Annotated in this window: 15 protein-coding genes and 1 pseudogene; 7 read left to right on the plus strand and 9 right to left on the minus strand. The window is 67.0% G+C overall.

Annotated elements, in window-relative coordinates; all coding sequences use genetic code 11:
• Nucleotides 1-3 precede the first annotated feature (3 nt).
• Nucleotides 4-1,089 (plus strand): flagellar biosynthesis protein FlhB, encoded by a 1,086-nt coding sequence (gene flhB / locus ACT53N_RS16245; RefSeq protein WP_476064870.1) that lies wholly within the window; start codon nucleotides 4-6, stop codon nucleotides 1,087-1,089.
• A gap of 102 nt (nucleotides 1,090-1,191) precedes the next feature.
• Nucleotides 1,192-3,267 carry a cell cycle histidine kinase CckA gene (gene cckA, locus ACT53N_RS16250; protein ID WP_476064871.1) on the plus strand — a complete coding sequence of 692 codons (2,076 nt, stop codon included), beginning with the start codon at nucleotides 1,192-1,194 and terminating at the stop codon, nucleotides 3,265-3,267.
• Between the two features lie 37 nt (nucleotides 3,268-3,304).
• On the opposite strand, the gene ACT53N_RS16255 is transcribed toward cckA, so the two are convergent.
• The 5 genes from ACT53N_RS16255 to ACT53N_RS16275 all read right to left on the minus strand — a co-directional run bounded on the left by ACT53N_RS16255 (nucleotide 3,305) and on the right by ACT53N_RS16275 (nucleotide 6,346).
• On the minus strand, nucleotides 3,305-3,823 hold the full coding sequence (locus ACT53N_RS16255; protein WP_476064872.1) for a DUF4199 domain-containing protein: 519 nt from the start codon (nucleotides 3,821-3,823) through the stop codon (nucleotides 3,305-3,307).
• A gap of 121 nt (nucleotides 3,824-3,944) precedes the next feature.
• A complete protein-coding gene (locus tag ACT53N_RS16260) occupies nucleotides 3,945-4,358 on the minus strand; it encodes a response regulator transcription factor (RefSeq protein WP_476064873.1) in 414 nt (137 codons plus the stop codon).
• Between the two features lie 92 nt (nucleotides 4,359-4,450).
• A complete protein-coding gene (locus ACT53N_RS16265; RefSeq protein WP_476064874.1) occupies nucleotides 4,451-4,777 on the minus strand; it encodes a hypothetical protein in 327 nt (108 codons plus the stop codon).
• Nucleotides 4,778-4,878: 101 nt separating this feature from the next.
• On the minus strand, nucleotides 4,879-5,751 hold the full coding sequence (locus tag ACT53N_RS16270; protein ID WP_476064875.1) for a 3-keto-disaccharide hydrolase: 873 nt from the start codon (nucleotides 5,749-5,751) through the stop codon (nucleotides 4,879-4,881).
• A 73-nt stretch (nucleotides 5,752-5,824) separates the two neighbouring features.
• Nucleotides 5,825-6,346 (minus strand): GNAT family N-acetyltransferase, encoded by a 522-nt coding sequence (locus ACT53N_RS16275; protein ID WP_476064876.1) that lies wholly within the window; start codon nucleotides 6,344-6,346, stop codon nucleotides 5,825-5,827.
• Between the two features lie 67 nt (nucleotides 6,347-6,413).
• Here ACT53N_RS16275 and ACT53N_RS16280 point away from each other — a divergent pair, with 67 nt between their 5' ends.
• Both ACT53N_RS16280 and ACT53N_RS16285 read left to right on the plus strand, forming a co-directional pair.
• Complete coding sequence (locus ACT53N_RS16280; protein ID WP_476064877.1) at nucleotides 6,414-6,791, plus strand: nuclear transport factor 2 family protein; 378 nt, start codon at nucleotides 6,414-6,416, stop codon at nucleotides 6,789-6,791.
• 102 nt (nucleotides 6,792-6,893) lie between these two features.
• The gene (locus ACT53N_RS16285) at nucleotides 6,894-8,717 is read left to right on the plus strand and encodes a DUF885 domain-containing protein (protein WP_476064878.1); all 1,824 of its coding nucleotides are present in this window, start codon (nucleotides 6,894-6,896) and stop codon (nucleotides 8,715-8,717) included.
• Between the two features lie 52 nt (nucleotides 8,718-8,769).
• Here ACT53N_RS16285 and ACT53N_RS16290 read toward each other — a convergent pair whose 3' ends face one another.
• Nucleotides 8,770-10,377: an EAL domain-containing protein gene (locus ACT53N_RS16290; protein WP_476064879.1), complete on the minus strand. Its 1,608-nt coding sequence runs from the start codon at nucleotides 10,375-10,377 to the stop codon at nucleotides 8,770-8,772.
• Between the two features lie 252 nt (nucleotides 10,378-10,629).
• Here ACT53N_RS16290 and recA point away from each other — a divergent pair, with 252 nt between their 5' ends.
• From recA to ACT53N_RS16305, 3 genes are all read left to right on the plus strand, one after another.
• Nucleotides 10,630-11,700: a recombinase RecA gene (gene recA / locus ACT53N_RS16295; RefSeq protein ID WP_476064880.1), complete on the plus strand. Its 1,071-nt coding sequence runs from the start codon at nucleotides 10,630-10,632 to the stop codon at nucleotides 11,698-11,700.
• Between the two features lie 536 nt (nucleotides 11,701-12,236).
• Entirely contained in the window at nucleotides 12,237-14,879 is a 2,643-nt protein-coding gene (gene alaS / locus ACT53N_RS16300) for an alanine--tRNA ligase (protein ID WP_476064881.1), read from the plus strand.
• Nucleotides 14,880-15,020: 141 nt separating this feature from the next.
• Nucleotides 15,021-15,905 carry an AraC family transcriptional regulator gene (locus ACT53N_RS16305; RefSeq protein WP_476064882.1) on the plus strand — a complete coding sequence of 295 codons (885 nt, stop codon included), beginning with the start codon at nucleotides 15,021-15,023 and terminating at the stop codon, nucleotides 15,903-15,905.
• 41 nt (nucleotides 15,906-15,946) lie between these two features.
• On the opposite strand, the pseudogene ACT53N_RS16310 reads toward ACT53N_RS16305, so the two are convergent.
• The 3 genes and pseudogenes from ACT53N_RS16310 to ACT53N_RS16320 all read right to left on the minus strand — a co-directional run bounded on the left by ACT53N_RS16310 (nucleotide 15,947) and on the right by ACT53N_RS16320 (nucleotide 18,820).
• Nucleotides 15,947-16,323, minus strand: a pseudogene (locus ACT53N_RS16310) (VOC family protein).
• 33 nt (nucleotides 16,324-16,356) lie between these two features.
• Nucleotides 16,357-17,298, minus strand: a complete 942-nt coding sequence (locus ACT53N_RS16315; protein ID WP_476064978.1) for an AEC family transporter — start codon at nucleotides 17,296-17,298, stop codon at nucleotides 16,357-16,359.
• A 40-nt stretch (nucleotides 17,299-17,338) separates the two neighbouring features.
• Complete coding sequence (locus ACT53N_RS16320; RefSeq protein WP_476064883.1) at nucleotides 17,339-18,820, minus strand: esterase-like activity of phytase family protein; 1,482 nt, start codon at nucleotides 18,818-18,820, stop codon at nucleotides 17,339-17,341.
• Nucleotides 18,821-18,844 lie beyond the last annotated feature (24 nt).

Here is an 18,844-nt window from a genome sequence, read left to right on the forward strand (position 1 = left end):
CACATGGCGGACGACACAGATCCAGAATCGAAAACAGAAGAACCGTCAGCCAAGAAGCTGTCGGACGCCCGCGCCAAGGGCGACGTCGTCAAGTCGGCCGACATCCCGCAGCTGGCTTCGCTGGCCGGGGCGGTGTCGGTGATCCTGCTGGCCGGCGGCTGGCTGACTCGTGACCTGATGGCGGCCCTGACGCCGTTTATCGCGCACGCCGGCACGATCGACTTGACCAGCGGCGGCGCCATGGTGGTGCTCAAGCAGGCCCTTTGGGCCGCGCTTCCGCCGCTTGTGCTGGTGATGGTGGTGACAGCCTTCGCCGGCGCTGCGGCCCATATCGCCCAGACCGGCCTGCTGTTCACGCCCGACAAGATCAAGCCGGACTTCAACAAGCTGGACCTGATCAAGGGCATGGGCCGCATCTTCGGCCCGGACGGCATCGTCCAGTTTCTGAAGTCGGCGGTGAAGTTCCTAGTCACCGGCCTGATCGCCTATTTCGTGCTCAAACCGCACGTCGGCGAGGTCCGCAACTTGGTGGGCATGGACCCGGCGGCCCTGATCCCGGAGGCGATGAAGCTGTCGCGCAGCCTGCTGATCGCCGTGATCCTGCTGCTCGTGGCCACCTCGGCCTTCGACTACTTCTGGCAACGCATGCGGTTCATGAACCGCATGCGGATGACCCTCCAGGAGGTCAAGGACGAGTTCAAGCAGTCCGACGGTGACCCGCACATCAAGGGCAAGCGTCGCCAGATCCAGATGCAGCGCTCGCGCCAGCGGATGATGCAGGCGGTGCCCAAGGCCACCGTCGTGGTCATGAACCCGACCCACTACGCCGTGGCGCTGAAGTATGAGCAGGGTGAGACGCCCGCGCCGCTCTGCGTGGCCAAGGGCGTGGACGAACTGGCCCTGAAGATCCGCGCCATAGCGGAGGAGCATGGCGTGCCCGTCCTGGAAGATCCGCCCTTGGCGCGCGCCCTTTACGCCAGCGTTGAGGTCGACGAGGAAATCCCCGTCGAACACTTCGAAGCCGTCGCCAAGGTGATCAGCTTCATCCTGAACGGAAAGAAGCCGCAGCCCCGCGCGCGTCCTCTCTAAGTCACATTCTTCGGAAAACTGACCTAGCCTCCAGAAAAGGCTATTGTTTCTCCGATTGCGGGTGAGTCGCGGGCTCGCCGTAAGAAAGGTACAACTTCGCCGATGGTCGACACGCAGCTCCAGGACAAGGTTTCGACCGGCGCCCCGCGCCGGCGTTTTGATCCGTGGCTGGTCGGCGCGGCTGTGTTTTTCGTGGCCGCCGCCGCTCTGTCGGCGGCTCCGGCGCTGAAGGCTGGCCCCACTACCTTGGCCGGTCTCCTGCTTCTGCTGGGCGTCGCGGGCGTGGCCGTGCTGGGCCTTGTCGCCATTCGCGGCTCGGCGCTTTCCGGCGGCGACGCTGACCAGGCCGAGGGATTCATCGAAGCGCTGGGCGAGCCCGCCGCCCTGGCCGCCGCCGACGGACGGGTCCTGGCCGCCAACGCGCCCTGGCGCGAGGTCATGGGCGAGCAGCGCCGCCTGCCCAAAGGCGTGGCCGGCTCCAGCCTGTTCGCGGCGCTGGTCCAGGCGCGCAAAGGTAAGATGGCCGAGGGCGTGCTGAGCGCCGGCGGAATCGACTACACCGCCAAGGTTTCCCGACTGGCTGGCGGCCGACTGCTGATCCGCCTCCTGCCGATCATCGTCGCCGCGCCCGTCGTCGAAGACGCCTCGCCCGCGCCGGTCGCCGAGCACGCCGCCCCGCCGCCCAGCTCGCTGGACGCCTTCGCCGGCGCCTCGCCGTTCGGGGCGGCCCTGCTAGAGGGTCTGGAGCCGTTCACCTCGCGCGTGCTCGAAACCAACCCTGCCCTGACCACCATGACCGGGGCCAAGGCCGGTGTACTGTTCGGCGACCTGATTGACGCTGGCTCGCGGGCCGAAGCCGAGACGCGCCTGAACGAGGGCCGCGCGGGTCCCTACGAGGTGCGGCTGGCCCGCGACCCCGCCCGGATCGCGCACCTCTATCTCTATCGCGCCGAAGGCCGTCTCGTGGCCTATATGATCGACGTGTCCGAGCAGAAGCAGATCGAGCTGCAGCTGGCCCAAGCCCAGAAGATGCAGGCGATCGGCCAGCTGGCCGGCGGTGTGGCGCATGACTTCAACAACCTGCTCACCGCCATCCAGCTGCGTCTGGACGAGCTGCTGCATCGCCACCCCGTCGGCGACCCGTCTTACGAGGGTCTGAACGAGATCCGTCAGACGGGCGTGCGCGCCGCCGATCTCGTCCGCAAGCTGCTGGCCTTCTCGCGCAAGCAGACCGTCCAGCGCGAGGTGCTGGACCTAGGCGAGCTGATCAGCGAGTTCGAGGTCCTGCTGCGTCGCCTGCTGCGCGAAGACGTCAAGCTGATCACCGACTACGGCCGCGACCTGCCGCAAGTGCGCGCCGACAAGAGCCAGCTCGAGACCGCGGTGATGAACCTGGCCGTCAACGCCCGTGACGCTGTGCGCGCGGCCAAAGGCGGCGGCGTCGTGCGCATCCGCACCGCGCGCCTGACTCGCGACGAAGCGATCCAGCTGGGTTTCCCGGCCGCCAACGGCGACACCGCCTTCATTGAGGTCAGCGACGACGGTCCAGGCATTCCGCCTGACGTCATGGGCAAGATCTTCGACCCGTTCTTCACCACCAAGCCGGTGGGCGAGGGGACCGGCCTGGGCTTGGCCACCGTCTACGGCATCGTCAAGCAGAGCGACGGCTGGATCCACGTGCACAGCCGGCCGAACGAAGGCGCGGCCTTCCGCATCTTCCTGCCGGTCTATGAAGCCCCCGCGGGCGCGGCGGCCGTCGCGGCCGCCGCCGAACCGGCCAAGCCGCGCGCCGCCCGCGACCTGTCGGGCGCCGGCCGCATCCTGTTCGTCGAGGACGAGGACGCCGTGCGCAGCGTCGCCGCCCGCCTTCTGCGCGCCCGTGGCTACGAGGTGCTTGAGGCGGCCGACGGCGAGGAAGCGCTGATCATCGCCGAGGAAAACGCCGGCACGATCGATCTGCTGATCTCCGACGTGATCATGCCCGGCATCGACGGCCCGACCCTGCTGAAGAAGGCGCGCGGCTATCTCGGGACCGCGCCGGTGATGTTCATCTCGGGCTACGCCGAGGCTGAGTTCAGCGACCTGCTCGAAGGCGAGACGGGCGTGACCTTCCTGCCCAAGCCGATCGACATCAAGACCCTGGCCGAGCGCGTCAAGCAGCAGCTGCAGGCGGCTTAGAGCCCGCCGCCCTCGAGGAGTGGCGGGCACAGGCGCCTCAAGCTTTGGCCGGCAAGAACTTCGGATTGCGCACCAGCGCCGCGCTGACGAGGGCGACCAGCACGCCGACCGGGAAGATCTCGGCGAAGGTCATAGGCATGCGGAAGAGTGGGTTGGCGTAGCTGCGCTTCATAGCGTCCAGGTCCGAGGCCAGCTTGGCGTACTCGGCGCCGGTGAGGCCAGCGGCCTTCTTCTGGGCCAGCGTAGCGGCGACGTATTGCTCCATGAAGGTGTAGTCGGTGAGCGCCAGATAGACCTCCCAGATCAGGACATAAGCGACCCCCGCGACCAGGGCGACACCCAGGCCGATCAAGAGCGCGGGCCAGAACTTGATGACGCCGCCCAGCGCCTTGTCGCGGTGCGACTTGACCGCCAACAGGATCGACGACAGCCCAACCAGCATAATCAGGTAGCCCAGCCACAGGGTGTGCGGCGCTGAAAAGACGATCGTGGCGATGATGCCCAGGATGATGATCGCGCCGGACGCCAGACCGTGGATCAGGATGGTGCGTTGCATATGGTCCTCCTTGGCGTCGCCCCCTGCGACGCACCCCGCAAGCTGTCCCGTTTCCCAGGCAAAACTGTATCGCCCAAAAGGGTGAGAACGACAGTTTCGCCCGATCGGACAGCGGTCAACCCTACGGAATGAGCGACAGGTCCCGCGCCTTGCCGACCGCCTGGGTGCGGCGGCTGACCTCCAGCTTGCCGTAGAGGTTGCCCACGTGGGTCTTGACGGTATTGGGCGAGAGGCCGAGGTCGCGGGCGATCTCCTTGTTGGAGCGACCGGCCGCCAGACGTTCCAGCACCTTGATCTCCTGCCCGGTGAGGCCAAGGCTCGCCAGGGCGGCGTCGTTGCGCTGGAAGACGTCCGGACGTGCGCGGGCCGCGAGCCGCCAGCCGACCCAGACGCCGCCGGCCGCGAACGCCGCACCGATCAGCCCAACATAGACCTGCCAGGAAAAGGCCCGCACGACGAAGCCGTACTCCAGCCATTGCAAGGCGAAGGCGCCCAGCGCCAGGACCAGCGCCCAGAGAACGACCGTGCGGATCATGGCCGAAGGGTGCGTGAACCGCGCCCTGCGTCAAGGCTCCGGGCCGAGCATTTTCCGACAAGTGTGAAGCGGTAATCGGATCGAAAAATGCTCTAACTTTTGAGAGCGAGGCGCGCCTTGGCTTCGGGCGGCGCCACCTGATCGAACAGGATCTGCAGGTGCTGATCCTTGGCGTGATCGTTGTGCAGTTCCCACGACAGTGAAACCGGCAGCCGCAGACGACCGCCATCTGGCAGGCGCGCGATCAGCACGCGCCAGGAAAAGCCCTCGCCGGGATCGCCCAGCGGATCCTTGAACTCGACCGGCGCCGGGTCGCGCAGGCGAAAGCGCCGCTCGGGATGGGCCTCGAACCAGGCGCGGTCCGCCTCGGCGGTGGGATCGGGAACGGCGACGAGCTTGGCGGTGACTTTGCGAACCATCGGGGGCCTAGAACGCGGAGAGGCTGGAGTGGGGGCGGTTATAGCGCCCCGGCGCGTCATGGCCCCGCATTTTTCCATTCGATAAACGGAGCTCCGCGCAGCTATTTCGCGACCACCCGGGGCAGGGTCTTGATCGGCGTCAGCACCATGTCGCGGAAGAAGGTCTCCGCGCCCTCCGACTGAAGCTGGATCGCGCCGTGGGTCAGGGGCTTACCGTTGGCCGTCATACCGCGCACCTCCATGACCGGCGTCCCATTCACGACGTGCACGGCGCGATCACCGACGACATAGAGGTCCAGAGTGTTCCACTCGCCCGCTGGTTTCTCCACGTCGACATAGGCCTCGATGTTCCAGTTGGCCGTGCCGCCCTTGGCGCTTAGCGTGGGGTTTCCGGGAACATAGCGCAGCTTTGGCGCGATCAGGGTCGGGTCCTCGACGCCCTCAACCTCCACGGCGATGGTCTCACCGACCGGCACCACCATGCCGACCGAGCCGGTCATGATCTCGAACTCGACCGACTGGCTCCAGGTGCCCCAGACGACGCCCGGCGCGCCGTGCGTATGATAGAGCAAGCCGTTGTTAGGCGCTTCCTTCTCGCGCGGAGCCCAGCGGCCATTGCCCCACTTGTACTGCAGGCGCAGGTGATAGTTCCGGAAGTCTCCGCGGCGCACGAGACTGCCCCAGGTGGCGCCGTTCACATACAGCGCCGGGCGTCCGTCCTCGATCACCACCTTGAACATCTCGGCGCTCTTGGCGCTGGCGCCCAGCGGGGCGACCGGCGGACGCTTGTAGGTCAGGGCCGGGTCAGCGTAGCCGAGCCAAGCGTCCCAATCCTTCAGATCCTGACCGTTGAACAGCGCGACGGACGGACCGGCGGCCTTTGGAACGTCCGCCAGAACCAGGGGCGGGCGGCCTTGCGCCAACACTGGCGAGGCCACGGCGATCGCCAGTGTCAGGGCCAAGGTCTTGAACATATGTCCTCCCACGCCCGCCGTCGGGCGTCGCCACCTTATGTGGCAGCGCTGTCTTTTAGAAGGCGGTAGGCTCTCACCGACGCCGCTCCATCATCAGCATGGGGGAGCCCTTGTAGGTGGTGTGGGTCTTCAGCGTGAACCCCACCTTTTGGGCTAGGGCGATCGAGGGCGCGTTCTCGACATTGATGATGCAAGGCACGACCTCGGGCGACAGGGCTTGGTCGATCCAGGCCAGACCCGCCCGCACCGCTTCGGTTCCAAACCCCTGCCCATGCGACCAGGCCGCCAGCACCCATCCCATCTCCGGCAGCCCGTAGAGACTGGGATCGAGCTCGCGCCGGAGGTCTGCAAAGCCGACCTCGCCCACATAGTGCCCCGTCGCGGTCTCGCGCACCGCCCAGTAGCCGAAGCCCAGCACCTCCCACAGGCCACGGGCGCGCATCAGCCGGGTCCAGCTTTCCTCCTCGGTGAAGGGGCGGCCGCCCACGTGTTTGACCACCAGCGGATCCATCCACATGGCCAGGCTGTCCTCGAAGTCGGCCAAGGTGGGCGGGGTAAGGGTCAGGCGATCGGTGGTCAGGGTCGGGGCGGGCATCGGGACTCGGGATTTGGGGACGGACGCGGCGCAAGCTACACCGACTGGTGTGAACCGAAAGACCGCCATGACCACGCCGCAAGACGCCATCGCCGCACGCCGCAAGCTGACCAACAAGCTGATCGCCGCCAAGGACGCCGCGCGCTTGAGGCCGTTCTTCGACCCGCGCGTCACCCTGATCGCCGGCGACGGCTCGCTGCTGCTGGGCGCCGAGGACGTGCTGGCCGCGTTCGCCGGTCAGTTCGCCGACAAGGGCTTTGTGGCCTATCTCCGCAGCACCGAAGACATCACCCTGGACGCCGAGGGGGCGCGGGCCGCCGAGCGCGGTCGCTGGGTCGGGACGTGGAAGGACGCGCCTGAGCAGTCGGGGACCTATCTGGCGACCTGGAAGAAGGTCACGGGCCAGTGGGTGATCGAGAACGAGCTGTTCGTGACGCTCGCCTGAGCGGAGCCCTCTTCCCAGCGAAGATGACGCGGAATTAATTAAGCCCAAACAGGGGCGGGGCTTACGCCTTCGTCCTTCAATACGCCTCTGGGGAGGAAAACCTTGCTCAACCGTCGCCACATGATGTTCGCCACCGCTGCGGCCGGCTTCGCCGCCACCGGCGGTCTGCCGTCTCTCGCCCTGGCCCGCGAGGGCGAGGTGGCCAAGCTGAACGCGCTGTTCGACGCGATCATGGCCAAGCAACTGCGACAGTCGCCCGAGACCGCGACGGGCCTGGGCCTGGACAGCGGCGAACTGGCCTGGACCAAGGGGCTGCTCACGGACCGCTCCGCCGCCGCCATCGAGGCCGGCAAGGTTGAGGTCCGCACGCAACTGGCCGCGCTGCGCGCCATCGACCGCCGCGCGCTCAAGGGCATGGACGCGGCCAACTACGACACCGTCGAGTTCATCCTGGCGGTGATGGACGAGGGCAATAGCAAGTTCAGCTATGGCGGCGGCGGTTCGGGCGCGCCGTACGTGCTGAGCCAGCTGACCGGCAGCTATCAGCAAATGCCGGACTTCCTCGACACCCAGCACAGCATCGAGACCAAGGCCGACGCCGACGCCTATCTGTCGCGGATGGAAGGCTTCGCGCGCCTGATGGATCAGGAAACGGCCCTTGCCAAGCAGGACATGGCCGATGGCGTGATCCCGCCGGACTTCGTCATCGACAAGACGCTGGTCCAGATGAAGGCCTTCGCTGATACGCCGACGGCGGATACGACGCTGGTCAAGTCGATCGCCCGTCGCACCAAGGAAAAGAACATCGCAGGCGATTGGGCGGGCGAGGCCTCGAAGATCTACGAAAACTCGGTGCTGCCCGCCCTGAAGCGCCAGATCGCGCTGATGGAGAGCGTGCGGAGCAAGGCCACCCATGACGCCGGCGTGTGGCGTCTGAAGAACGGCGGCGAGTACTACGCCACCTCTCTGAAGAACTACACGACCTCGAACCTGACGCCGGACGAGATCCACCAACTGGGCCTGGACACGGTCAAGGCGATCGAGGCCGAGGCCGACAAGCTGTTCAAGAAGATCGGCATGACCAAGGGCACGGTCGGCGATCGCATGCGCAAGCTGGGCGAGGACTTCTATCCGAACACGGATGAGGCCAAGGAGCAGCTGATCAAGGACCTGAACGACAAGGCCAAGTGGATCGAAAAGCAGCTGCCGGCCTATTTCGGCCAGTTGCCCAAGGCCCCGCTGGAGATCCGTCGCGTGCCCAAGGCCATCGAGGCCGGTGCGCCGGGCGGCTACTACAACTCACCCTCGCTGGATGGGAAGCGTCCGGGGATCTACTGGATCAACCTGCGCGACACCAAGGAGCAGGCCAAATACACCCTGACCACCCTGACCGTGCACGAGGGCGTTCCGGGGCACCACTTGCAGCTGTCTCTTTCGAACGAAGCCAAGGGCCTGCCGCTGATCCGCAAGATCATCGGCTTCTCGGGCTACACCGAGGGCTGGGCTCTGTATTCCGAGCAGCTCGCTGTCGAGATGGGCGTCTACAAGAACGACCCGCGCGGCCAGATCGGCATGCTGCACGACGCGCTGTTCCGCGCCGTGCGCCTGGTGGTCGACACCGGCATGCACCACAAGAAGTGGAGCCGCGAGCAGGCCATCAAGTACATGGCCGAGACCATGGGCGATGAGGAAAGCGGCGCGATCACCGAGATCGAGCGCTATGTCGTGTGGCCGGGCCAGGCCTGCAGCTACATGATCGGCAAGATCGTCTGGCTCCGCGCCCGGGCCAAGGCCCAGAAGGCGCTGGGCAAGAAGTTCGACATCCGCGAATTCCACGACGCGGGCTTGCTGTCGGGCATGACTCCGCTGACCGTCTTCGAGCGGGTGATCGACGACTACATCGTCAGCAAGGGCGGCAAGGCCTAAAGGCGTTCAGATGAGGTCCCTCCTCCCGCTGGCGGGGGAGGGACGCTCTTCCTTAGCCCCAGCTGTCCGATGCGCCCGCGCGGCGCGCCACGGCCTTGACCGGGGCGGTGCTGCGCAGTGCGGGCATCGGCTTGTCCGACGGCTTGCCGTAGAGCCAGCCCTGGGCGAAGTCGACGCCGACATTGCGGACGACCTCCTCGACCTCGGCGGTTTCGACCATCTCCGCGACCGTACGGACCTTGAGGTCACGGCACAGCTCCACCAGTCGCCGCACCAGCGCGCCGTCGCGGCTGTTGTCGGCCAGTTCGCGCACATAGCGACCGTCGATCTTGACGATGTCGAGCGCCAGCTGCTGCAGGTAGGAGAACGAAGACGAGCCGGCCCCGAAGTCGTCGAGACAGACCAGAGAGCCCATCGAGCGGAGGCTCTGGATATGCTGGTTTGCGGTCACCAGATTGTCGATCGCGCGGGTCTCGGTGATCTCGAAGATCAGTCGCCCCTTGGCTTCGTCGAACTTCGCCAGCAGTCGGCCGACATGGTCGACAAAGGTTTCGTTGCCGATCGTCTGGCCTGACACATTGACCGCCAGCTTCAGCTTGCGCTCGGTGTCGTTGGCCAGCTTCTTGACCGCCTGCTCGACGATGGCGTGGTCGAGCTCTTCGATCAGATCGAACTCTTCGGCCATACGGATCAGGGCGAACGGACTGCCGCCGTCCTCGAACCGGACCAGAACCTCGTGATGATGCGCGAGGCCCGTGGCTAGCGAAACGACGGGCTGGAAGGCCAGGTTGAAACGTCGCTGGCTGACGGCCACGCCTAGGGCTCCGGCGCGCGCCAGGGTGCGCTTGACGGACCGGTTCATCGCCTCAGACAAGGTCATCGGCGGGATGTCCTTGAGTCCTTCGCGCAGGAAATCGTCTAGGGCGTAGCGCAGGGCGCGCATCGCTCGCGATGAGCCGCCGCCGCCTTCCAGCGGCACCACGTGAGCGCTGGCTTCGGCGCTGACCATCCGGGTCAGGCGCTTGATCATGTTTTCGGGACGATCGTCGCGCTGGCGGAGCAGGGCGAAGCGGTCGTCCGACAGTTTGGTGGCTGCGGCGCCGCCATGGGCTTCGGCGCGAAGCGCGCTGGCCACCCGGACGTCGAGCGCGGCGGCTTCATCGGGCGACAGCCCCTCGCGCATGTCGCCCAGGCCGGAGAACTCCACCATGGCCAGTTCCAGCTCGATGCCGGTGACCCGGGCGGCTTCGAACAGGCCCTGTGCGATATCGTCGAACGACTCGCGGGGTTGTAGCGAACTGGCCGCTAACGGCGGCCCGGCGGATTGCGCCGCTGTGATCGCCACCGAGACACGACCCTCGTTTTCGGGCAATGCGCGCAGGATGACGCGGACGTGTTTGTCCGCCGGTTCAGCCAGGCGCAACACGACCGGACCACGCCGCACGCCGTCGTCGGCGCAGCCCAGCATGGCTTCCATCAAAGGGCGGTCGTCAGCGTGAAACAGCTCCGCCCAGACTTTGCCCGTGAGCGCAGCCTCGCTCTTGCCCATCACCTTCTGCGCAGCGCCGAGGACCAGGCGCACGCGCCCGCTCTGCAATTCCACCAGCAGGTCGGCGCTGGCGAAGGCCAGACCAAGAAGGCGACGCGGATCTAGCGACAAGTCGGCAATCCCCCGAGTGAGCCAGTGACCCTTGCATGTCGGGACTTAAGGACCGGTTTCGGCGGCGGCCCCAGCGAAACTCAATTCCGGTTCCAATGCGGTGCGACAAAAACGGTCGTTTCTGCGATGGGAACATCTTGCGAACATGGAACAAAGCGTGTACCCATTCACCATGTTCCACAGGTTGCTGAGGCGGGGCGCGCGAAGCGCCAATCGGGCGACCGGAATCATGGAATAGAAGGCGGATCAATCATGACTAGTCAGGCGGCTTTGAAACTCGTGGCCAAGGAAGAAGGCGATAAGCAACGCGCGCTAGAGGCGGCTCTCGCCCAGATCGACCGCGCGTTCGGCAAGGGCTCGGTGATGAAGCTGGGCGAGAAGGGCAAGGTCGAGATGGAGTCCGTCTCCACGGGCTCGCTCGGTCTGGACATCGCGCTCGGCATCGGCGGCCTGCCCAAGGGGCGGATCGTCGAGGTCTACGGCCCTGAGAGCTCGGGTAAGACCACCCTGGCGCTGCACGTGGTGGCCGAGGTGCAGAAGGCGGGCGGCACCGCCGCCTTTGTCGACGCCGAACACGCGCTGGATCCGTCCTACGCTTTCAAGCTGGGGGTCAATCTCGACAACCTCCTGGTCTCTCAGCCCGACAACGGCGAGCAGGCGCTTGAGATCACCGACACGCTGGTGCGCTCCGGCGCCGTGGACATCGTGGTCGTCGACTCGGTGGCGGCGCTGACGCCCAAGGCGGAAATCGAAGGCGAGATGGGCGACAGCCTGCCCGGCCTGCAAGCGCGTCTGATGAGCCAGGCGCTGCGCAAGCTGACGGCCTCGATCAACAAGGCCAACACCATCGTCATCTTCATCAACCAGATCCGCCACAAGATCGGGGTGATGTACGGCAGCCCCGAGACGACCACGGGCGGCAACGCGCTGAAGTTCTACGCCTCGGTGCGTCTCGATATCCGCCGCACCGGCTCGGTGAAGGCGCGTGACGAGATCATCGGCAACAATGTCCGCGTGAAGGTGGTCAAGAACAAGGTGGCCCCGCCGTTCCGTGAGGTCGAGTTCGACATCATGTACGGCGAGGGCATCTCCAAGCTGGGTGAGGTCATCGACCTCGGCGTCAAGGCTGGGATCATCGATAAGGCCGGCTCGTGGTTCTCGTACGGCAGCCAGCGTATCGGCCAGGGTCGCGACAATGTCCGCGAGTTCTTGAAGAACAATCCTGACATCGCCGCGTCCATCGAAGCCGCCGTCCGCAAGTCGTCGCAGAAGATCGAGGAAGAGCTCCTGGTCGGCGGCCCGGAGGAGGGCGACGAGGAGTAGATCCTCCGCCCGAAGGTTTCGCGGCCTTCGCCCGCATTCGCGGGCGTTCCCCGCCTTCAACACGCCCGCGGCGGACCGCCGCGAAGGCCGCGATCAGGCCGCCTGGACCCCATGCCAGGCGGCCTACTCTTTTGGGGGCGAGAGGGTGGGCGGTCGTTCCTCGGCTTGATGTGGGCGGCATGCAGCGGAAGGTCAGGTTTCACCCCTGAGCGGACCTTGGCCTTTTGCGTCCTTCGAGGCGCGCTCCCCAGGATGAGCTCTTCAGCAATAGAGTTCTTCATCTTGAGGTGTCAGCTGAAGGCAAGTCTCGAAGACCGCACGGGCCCCGCCTAACACCGATCTCCGACCGCCCCAATGTCGCCTGTCGCCGCCGCGACGCGGCGAGCGCGGACGGGGCGAACTGCCGCAAACGGGTCCTTTTCCGCCGCAACCAGCGCCCCCACATCCAAGCCTGTTTCCCCTTGGCCGAAAACCGCGCTATGCAGCGGCCGACTTCCGGCCGCTCGCCGGACCGGTACGCAAGACTTGAGACGCTCATGCCCAGCTTGAACGAGATCCGCAGCACCTTCCTCGACTACTTCGGCAAGGCCGATCACGCCGTGACGCCGTCGGCGCCGCTGGTGCCGCAGAACGACCCGACCCTGCTGTTCGTCAACGCCGGCATGGTGCCGTTCAAGAATGTGTTCACGGGCGCTGAAACCCCGGCCCATCCGCGCGCGGCCAGCTCGCAGAAGTGCGTCCGCGCCGGCGGCAAGCACAACGACCTGGACAACGTCGGCTACACCGCGCGCCACCACACCTTCTTCGAGATGCTGGGTAACTTCTCGTTCGGCGACTACTTCAAGGAACAGGCGATCCACCACGCCTGGACCCTGCTGACCGGCGAGTTCAAGCTGCCGAAGGAAAAGCTGCTGGTCACGGTGTACCACACCGACGACGAGGCGGCCGCGCTGTGGAAGAAGATCGCCGGCCTTGGCGATGACCGCATCATCCGCATCCCGACCAACGACAACTTCTGGTCCATGGGCGACACCGGCCCGTGCGGCCCGTGCTCGGAAATCTTCTTCGACCACGGCCCCCATATCGCGGGCGGCCCTCCCGGCAGTCCCGATGAAGACGGCGACCGCTTCATCGAGATCTGGAATCTCGTGTTCATGCAGTTCGAGCAACTGGCGGGCGGTGAGCGCATCAGCCTGCCCAAGCCCTCGATCGATACTGGCATGGGCCTGGAGCGGATCGCCGCCGTTCTGCAGGGCCAGCACGACAACTACGACATCGATCTCTTCAAGGCCCTGATCGCCGCCAGCGTCGAGCTGACGGGCGTGAAGGCCGAGGGCGCCCAGGCGCCGTCGCACCGCGTGATCGCCGACCACCTGCGCTCGTCCTCGTTCCTGCTGGCCGATGGCGTGTCGCCCTCGAACGAAGGGCGCGGCTACGTTCTGCGCCGTATCATGCGCCGCGCCATGCGCCACGCCTATCTGCTGGGCGCCAACGAGCCCTTGATGCACCGCCTGGCCCCGACCCTGGTGGCCGAGATGGGCCAGGCCTATCCGGAGCTGCGCCGCGCCGAGGCCTCGATCGTCGAGACCCTGCGCCAGGAAGAGGAGCGCTTCCGCACCACCCTGGGCCGCGGCATGGGCCTGCTGGATGAGGCCACGGCCAACCTGTCGGCCGGCGACGTGCTGGACGGCGAGACCGCCTTCAAGCTCTACGACACCTACGGCTTCCCGCTGGACCTTACGCAGGACGCCGTCCGCGCCAAGGGCCTGACCGTCGACACCGACGGCTTCGACGCGGCCATGCAGAAGCAGCGCGAAATGGCGCGCGCCAACTGGGCCGGTTCGGGCCAGCAGGGCGCGGCGGCCGCCTGGTTCTCGATCAAAGAAAAGGCCGGCGCCACCGACTTCGTCGGCTACGAGACCACCGAAACCACCGGCGTGGTGAAGGCCATCGTCGTCGACGGCGCCGAGGTCGAGAGCGCCTCGGCCGGGACGACCGCCGAGGTCCTGCTGGACCGCACCAGCTTCTACGCTGAGAGCGGCGGTCAGGCCGGCGACACCGGCGTGATCGAGGTGGGCGGCCGCGAGAGCCGCGTCATCGACACCCAGAAGCAGGCCGGTGAGCTGCACGTGCACCGTGTCGAGCTCACGGGCGACCTGAAGGTCGGCGACAAGGTCGTGGCCAGCGTCGATGCGGATCGTCGCCACACCACGCGCTCGAACCACTCGGCCGCGCACCTGGTGCACGCCGCCCTGCACCATGTGCTGGGCCCGCACGTGGCCCAGAAGGGCCAGATGGTCGACGGCGAGCGCATGCGTTTCGACTTCAGCCACGGCGGTCCGCTGACGGCTGAAGAGCTCGACAAGATCGAGGCCGAGGTCAACGAAGTCATCCGCCAGAACGTCCCGGCCGAGACCAAGGAAATGGCCCCGCAGGAGGCCATCGAGGCCGGCGCCGTGGCCCTGTTCGGCGAAAAGTACGGCGACAGCGTCCGCGTGCTGACGCTCGGCAAGTCGCTGAGCGACGATGCCAAGGCCTATTCGGTCGAACTGTGCGGCGGCACCCACGTGGTCCGGACGGGCGACATCGCCCTGTTCAAGATCGTCTCGGAGCAGGGCGTCGCCGCCGGCGTGCGTCGTATCGAGGCCCTGACCGGCGAGGCGGCCCGCCGCTTCCTGCTGGATCAGGCGAGCGTCGCCAAGTCGCTGGCCGACCAGTTCAAGACCCCGGTGGCCGAAGTCGGCGCCCGCGTCGACGCCTTGATCGCCGACCGCAAGCGCCTGGAGAAGGAGCTGGCCGAGGCCAAGAAGCAGCTCGCTCTGGGCGGCGGCGGCGCAGCTTCGGGTCCAGAGGACGTCAACGGCGTGGCCCTGATCGCCCGTGTGCTGGACGGCGTCGGCGGCAAGGAGCTGCGCGGCGTGGCTGAAGAGTTCAAGAAGCAGCTGACCAGCGGCGTCGTCGCCTTGGTCGGCACGTCAGACGGCAAGGCCGCCGTCACAGTGGCGGTCACCGCCGACCTGACGGCCAAGTTCAGCGCTGCAGATCTCGCCAAGGCCGCCGTGATCGCCATGGGCGGCCAGGGCGCCGGCGGCAAGGCCGACTTCGCCCAGGGCGGCGCGCCCGACGACAGCAAGGCCCAGGAAGGCCTCGCGGCCGTCAAGGCGGCTCTGGCCGGCTAAGGCTCGAGGCGCTCCGGTCAAACGATCAAGCCCACCCTTCTTCGCGAAGCGGTGGGCTTTTTCGTAGTGGCTAGAACCGCACGATCAGTCAGGTTCGCGTCGATGCGGGGGCTTAGGTCTGTGTCCGCCAAGGAGATGCGGATGAACCACGACGTCGCCAACAACTATCACGCCAGGATGCGCCGGGTGCTCGATCACATCGACGCGCACTTGGACGAGAACCTGAGCGTCGAGGTTCTGGCGGCGGTCGCGGCCTTCTCACGTCACCACTTCCAGCGACAGTTCTCTGGCCTATACGGGATCGGCGTCGCCGCCTATGTCCAGTTGGCGCGGATGAAGCGGGCGTCCTATCGCCTGGCCTTTCGAGATCAGGACAGTGTGCTGGGGATCGCGCTCGACAGCGGCTTCGAGGGGCCTGAAGCGTTCAGCCGCGCCTTTCGGCGGCTGTTCGACCAGAGCCCGTCGACGTTTCGTCGCCAGCCCCGCTGGGAGCCTTGGCAGGCGGCGCAGTCGCCGCTGGTTCAAGCCAGGAGACAGACCATGAGCTTCACCGACGACGATGTCCGGATCGTCGACTTTCCTGAAACCCCCATCGCGGTCATGCGGCACGAGGGTGACCCGGCCCTGCTGGGCGACACGATCCGCCGGTTCATCGCCTGGCGTAAGGCCGCAGGCCTGCCGCCGCGCATCAGCGCCACCTTCAATGTCTTCCATGATGACCCGAACGACACGCCGGCGGAACGCTACCGGATGGACCTGTGCGCAGCGACCGAACGCGTGGGGCCCAATCCTGACGGGGTTACGGCAGGCGCAATTCCCGGCGGGCCGTGCGCGATGCTGCGCCAGGTCGGGTCGAGCGACGACCTGCGCGCGGCTTCGCAGTTCCTCTACGGCGAGTGGCTGCCGCGCAGCGGACGCGAGCTCCGTGACGCGCCGTTTTTCGCGAAGCGGGTCCGCTTCTTTCCGGATGTTCCGGAACACGAGGCGGTGACGGAGCTCTATCTGCCGCTCTCGCCGGAGATCTAGCAAAAGGGGCTTCCGCCGCCACGCTGCGGACGCCTGTTTCCTCAGGCCTTGAAGAACGCCGCCAGCTTGTTGCCGTCGGGATCGCGGACATAGGCCAGGTAGTAGCCCTCACCATATGCAGGGCGCGGCCCTGGCGGACCCGCGCAGGCGCCGCCGTGGGCCAGGGCGGCGGCGTGGAAGGCGTCGACCTGCTGGGGCGCGTCGGCCTTGAGACCGATCATGATCCCGTTGCCGGCCTTGGCGGGCTCGCCGTTTTCAGGCGTGCAGATCATCACCGTGGCATGCTCGGGATCGGCCCATAGCCGATCCAGTCACCCTGCCGCCAAAGACGCTGACTGCCCAGCGCGCCGAGCGCTGCGTCGTAGAAGGCGCCGGCCCGATCCGGGTCACTGGCGCCGATGGTGATATAGCTGATCATCCTGGGTCTCCTTCTGGAGGCGACCCTAGCGGGCTAGCTGACACCGGCTGTCAGCAGGATCGCCACCAGTGCGAGCGAGATGATCGAGACAGCGGTTGTCAGCGCTACGGCTCGCGCCGCGCCGCGCGGCCAGACGCCGTAGGCGCGGGTCTGGATGAAGACGTTCACCGCCGTAGGCGCGGCGGCCACCAGGGTTGCGCCGGCCCGGAAGTCGGCCGGCGCCGGGGTCAGGCCGACCGCCAGCCAGACCAACAGCGGGAAGGCCGCCAACTTGGCGAGCGCCGCCAGCATAAGGGGCGCGTTTGCCGGCGGGGGCGCGTCGTCGACCTGATGAAGACCCAGCGCCGCCCCCAGGGCCACCAAGCCCACAGGACTACCCGAGGCGGCCGCCATGCCGATGGCGCGGTCGAGCGGCTGGGGCAGGGCGAGGCCCAGCAACGCCAGGAGCAGGCCCAGCAAGGCGGCCGCCACGACGGGATTTCGGAAAGCCTGGGCTGTCGAGCGCCACACCGATTGTCCGGACGCCCAGCCCAGAAGGCCCACACCCGCCGCCGCCAGCACCACGAAATCAGCGGCCACCGCGCCAGCGACCAGGCGGGCGGTCTCTGCGCCGAGCACCGCAGCGGTGACGGGCAGGGCGAGGAAGGCGCTGTTGCCAACACCGGCGGCCATGGCGGCTCCGGCGCGTTCATCTCGCGCCCACCCCAGCCCGCGGCCTGACACGAGGACGCCGCCCATCACCAACAGTCCGACGCCGGCATAGGCCAAAAGTCCCGACCAGAGTTCAAGCCCAGGGCGGCCGAGGCGCGAGAGGGAATGCACGAGCAGGGCGGGAAAACCCACCCAATAGACATAGGCCGACAGGCCTTGAGCCATCCGCGCATCCAGCAGCCGAAGGCGCGTGAGTGCGACGCCGACGGCGATCAGTAGGAAGAACGGCCAGACGCGCGCGGCGACATCGACTACGAGACTGATCAAGGGCGGGGAACTCGACGATGGCGAGCCCGCAGCCGTATCACCCTGCGCGGCCTTTCGACCAGCCCGGGATCGTCAGGCGATAGACCAGGATCAGGTTCTCATTGTCCCCAGTCGACTTGCCCTCGGCGTCGCGCACCCCGGCGTCGAAAGAAATGCCGCCGACGGTTCCAGAGGCCGTCTGGAAGTCGTTGTCCGAGCCGATCAGCAGGAACACATCGTCCGGCGCCTTGGGATCCAGAGCAGGAACCAGCGCCATGGCCTCGAGCTTCTCGGGCAGGGTGAACGCGTTTGTGGCGCGGTTGTCGAGGTTCAGGCCAAAGCGGGCCATGCCGGAGGGGTCATTGAAATTGATGAGCTCGACTTGCCGGGCCGGGATGACGCCGGCGTCCAGAACGCCTGCAGGGGCGATCGGCTGGGTCGAGGTCTCGTAGGGCGTCCCGGCGAGGTTCGTCGCGCCCGCCGTGTCGATCAGCAGCACCGCGCGATAGACCGCCGCGCGCGTCGCGCCGCCGCCCCGGCCGTTACCGTCGCGCGCCAGGACCAGGAACTGGTGATCGCTGAGGGCCAGAAGCTCGGATTGAGCGGCGGTCTTGTCCGCTGCGCCGCCGTCACCCTTGTTGCGGAACACCGGCAACTGCACGACGTAGTGCGCCAGCGGCGTCGTCGGGGTGGCCTTGGTCGAGGTGTCGTAGATGAAGAGGCGGGTGTTGGCGCGCGTTTCATCCTTTCCTTCGACGGAGTCCTGCACTGTGGCGCTCTGCAGCAGGGCGACCAGGCGCTGGCCGTCCGGCGTGAGCGACAGCCCTTCCAGACCCTGGTTCGCGCGCCGCCCCGTTTCCGCCGGCGAAGCGCCAGAGGGGTGCGGTAGCCCGGCCTTCAAGGGCGCTACGGCCGTGACCGGCGGGATCATGCCGATGGCCTTGCCCGATGCATCGAAGCGGTAGATGGCGGCGGCGTACTCGTCCGAAACCCAAAAGCTTCCGTCCTTGGCGCGCGCCAGGCCCTCGCTGTCCAGGCTGATCCGCCCGGCCGCCGCCGGCTCGCTGGGATCCAGCCCCGTAAAGCCCTGGCCCTTGGCGTCCTTCAGCAGCAGCCCGCCGCTGGGCGTGAGCAACATCTGATCCGGCGCGCCCGAGGCGGTCGGCGCGAAGCGAATCGAGAAGCGATGCAGGCGATTGGCGTAGTCGCTGGTGCCCTTGATCTCGCCGACGGCATTGGGGCCGCGATCAGGCAGGGTGAGGATCTCGCCCTCATAGCGACCATCACCGCCGCGCCGCCAATCAACGACCGCCATAGCCGAGAAGGAGCCCAGGCTGTCGCCGTTGAAGTCTCGCGTCGCAGCGGGCAGGCGGCCAACGCCGACCAGACCGTGGTTTACGATCCTGAGGCCGTCCAGCGTCGCCGTCACCGGAACGCTTGAGGCGAGATGCGGAACCCTGTGCTCGGTGGGCTCGGCCTGGGCCGCGCCCGCCAGCAGGCTCAACGACGCGAGAAGGCTGAGGCGAAGAAGAGCCGACATCGGTTGCGCTCCAGAATCTGAGGC

Source organism: Caulobacter sp. DMC95 (assembly GCF_056313785.1).

Bases quoted from the DNA above. Each gene is read 5' to 3' on its own strand.
- ACT53N_RS16260 (WP_476064873.1), bottom strand. From the start codon at position 4,358: ATGATCCGCACGGTCGTTCTCTGGGCGCTGGTCCTGGCGCTGGGCGCC.
- flhB (WP_476064870.1), top strand. From the start codon at position 4: ATGGCGGACGACACAGATCCAGAATCGAAAACAGAAGAACCGTCAGCC.
- recA (WP_476064880.1), top strand. From the start codon at position 10,630: ATGACTAGTCAGGCGGCTTTGAAACTCGTGGCCAAGGAAGAAGGCGAT.
- ACT53N_RS16280 (WP_476064877.1), top strand. From the start codon at position 6,414: ATGACCACGCCGCAAGACGCCATCGCCGCACGCCGCAAGCTGACCAAC.
- ACT53N_RS16320 (WP_476064883.1), bottom strand. From the start codon at position 18,820: ATGTCGGCTCTTCTTCGCCTCAGCCTTCTCGCGTCGTTGAGCCTGCTG.
- ACT53N_RS16270 (WP_476064875.1), bottom strand. From the start codon at position 5,751: ATGTTCAAGACCTTGGCCCTGACACTGGCGATCGCCGTGGCCTCGCCA.
- alaS (WP_476064881.1), top strand. From the start codon at position 12,237: ATGCCCAGCTTGAACGAGATCCGCAGCACCTTCCTCGACTACTTCGGC.
- cckA (WP_476064871.1), top strand. From the start codon at position 1,192: ATGGTCGACACGCAGCTCCAGGACAAGGTTTCGACCGGCGCCCCGCGC.
- ACT53N_RS16255 (WP_476064872.1), bottom strand. From the start codon at position 3,823: ATGCAACGCACCATCCTGATCCACGGTCTGGCGTCCGGCGCGATCATC.
- ACT53N_RS16265 (WP_476064874.1), bottom strand. From the start codon at position 4,777: ATGGTTCGCAAAGTCACCGCCAAGCTCGTCGCCGTTCCCGATCCCACC.
- ACT53N_RS16305 (WP_476064882.1), top strand. From the start codon at position 15,021: ATGAACCACGACGTCGCCAACAACTATCACGCCAGGATGCGCCGGGTG.
- ACT53N_RS16275 (WP_476064876.1), bottom strand. From the start codon at position 6,346: ATGCCCGCCCCGACCCTGACCACCGATCGCCTGACCCTTACCCCGCCC.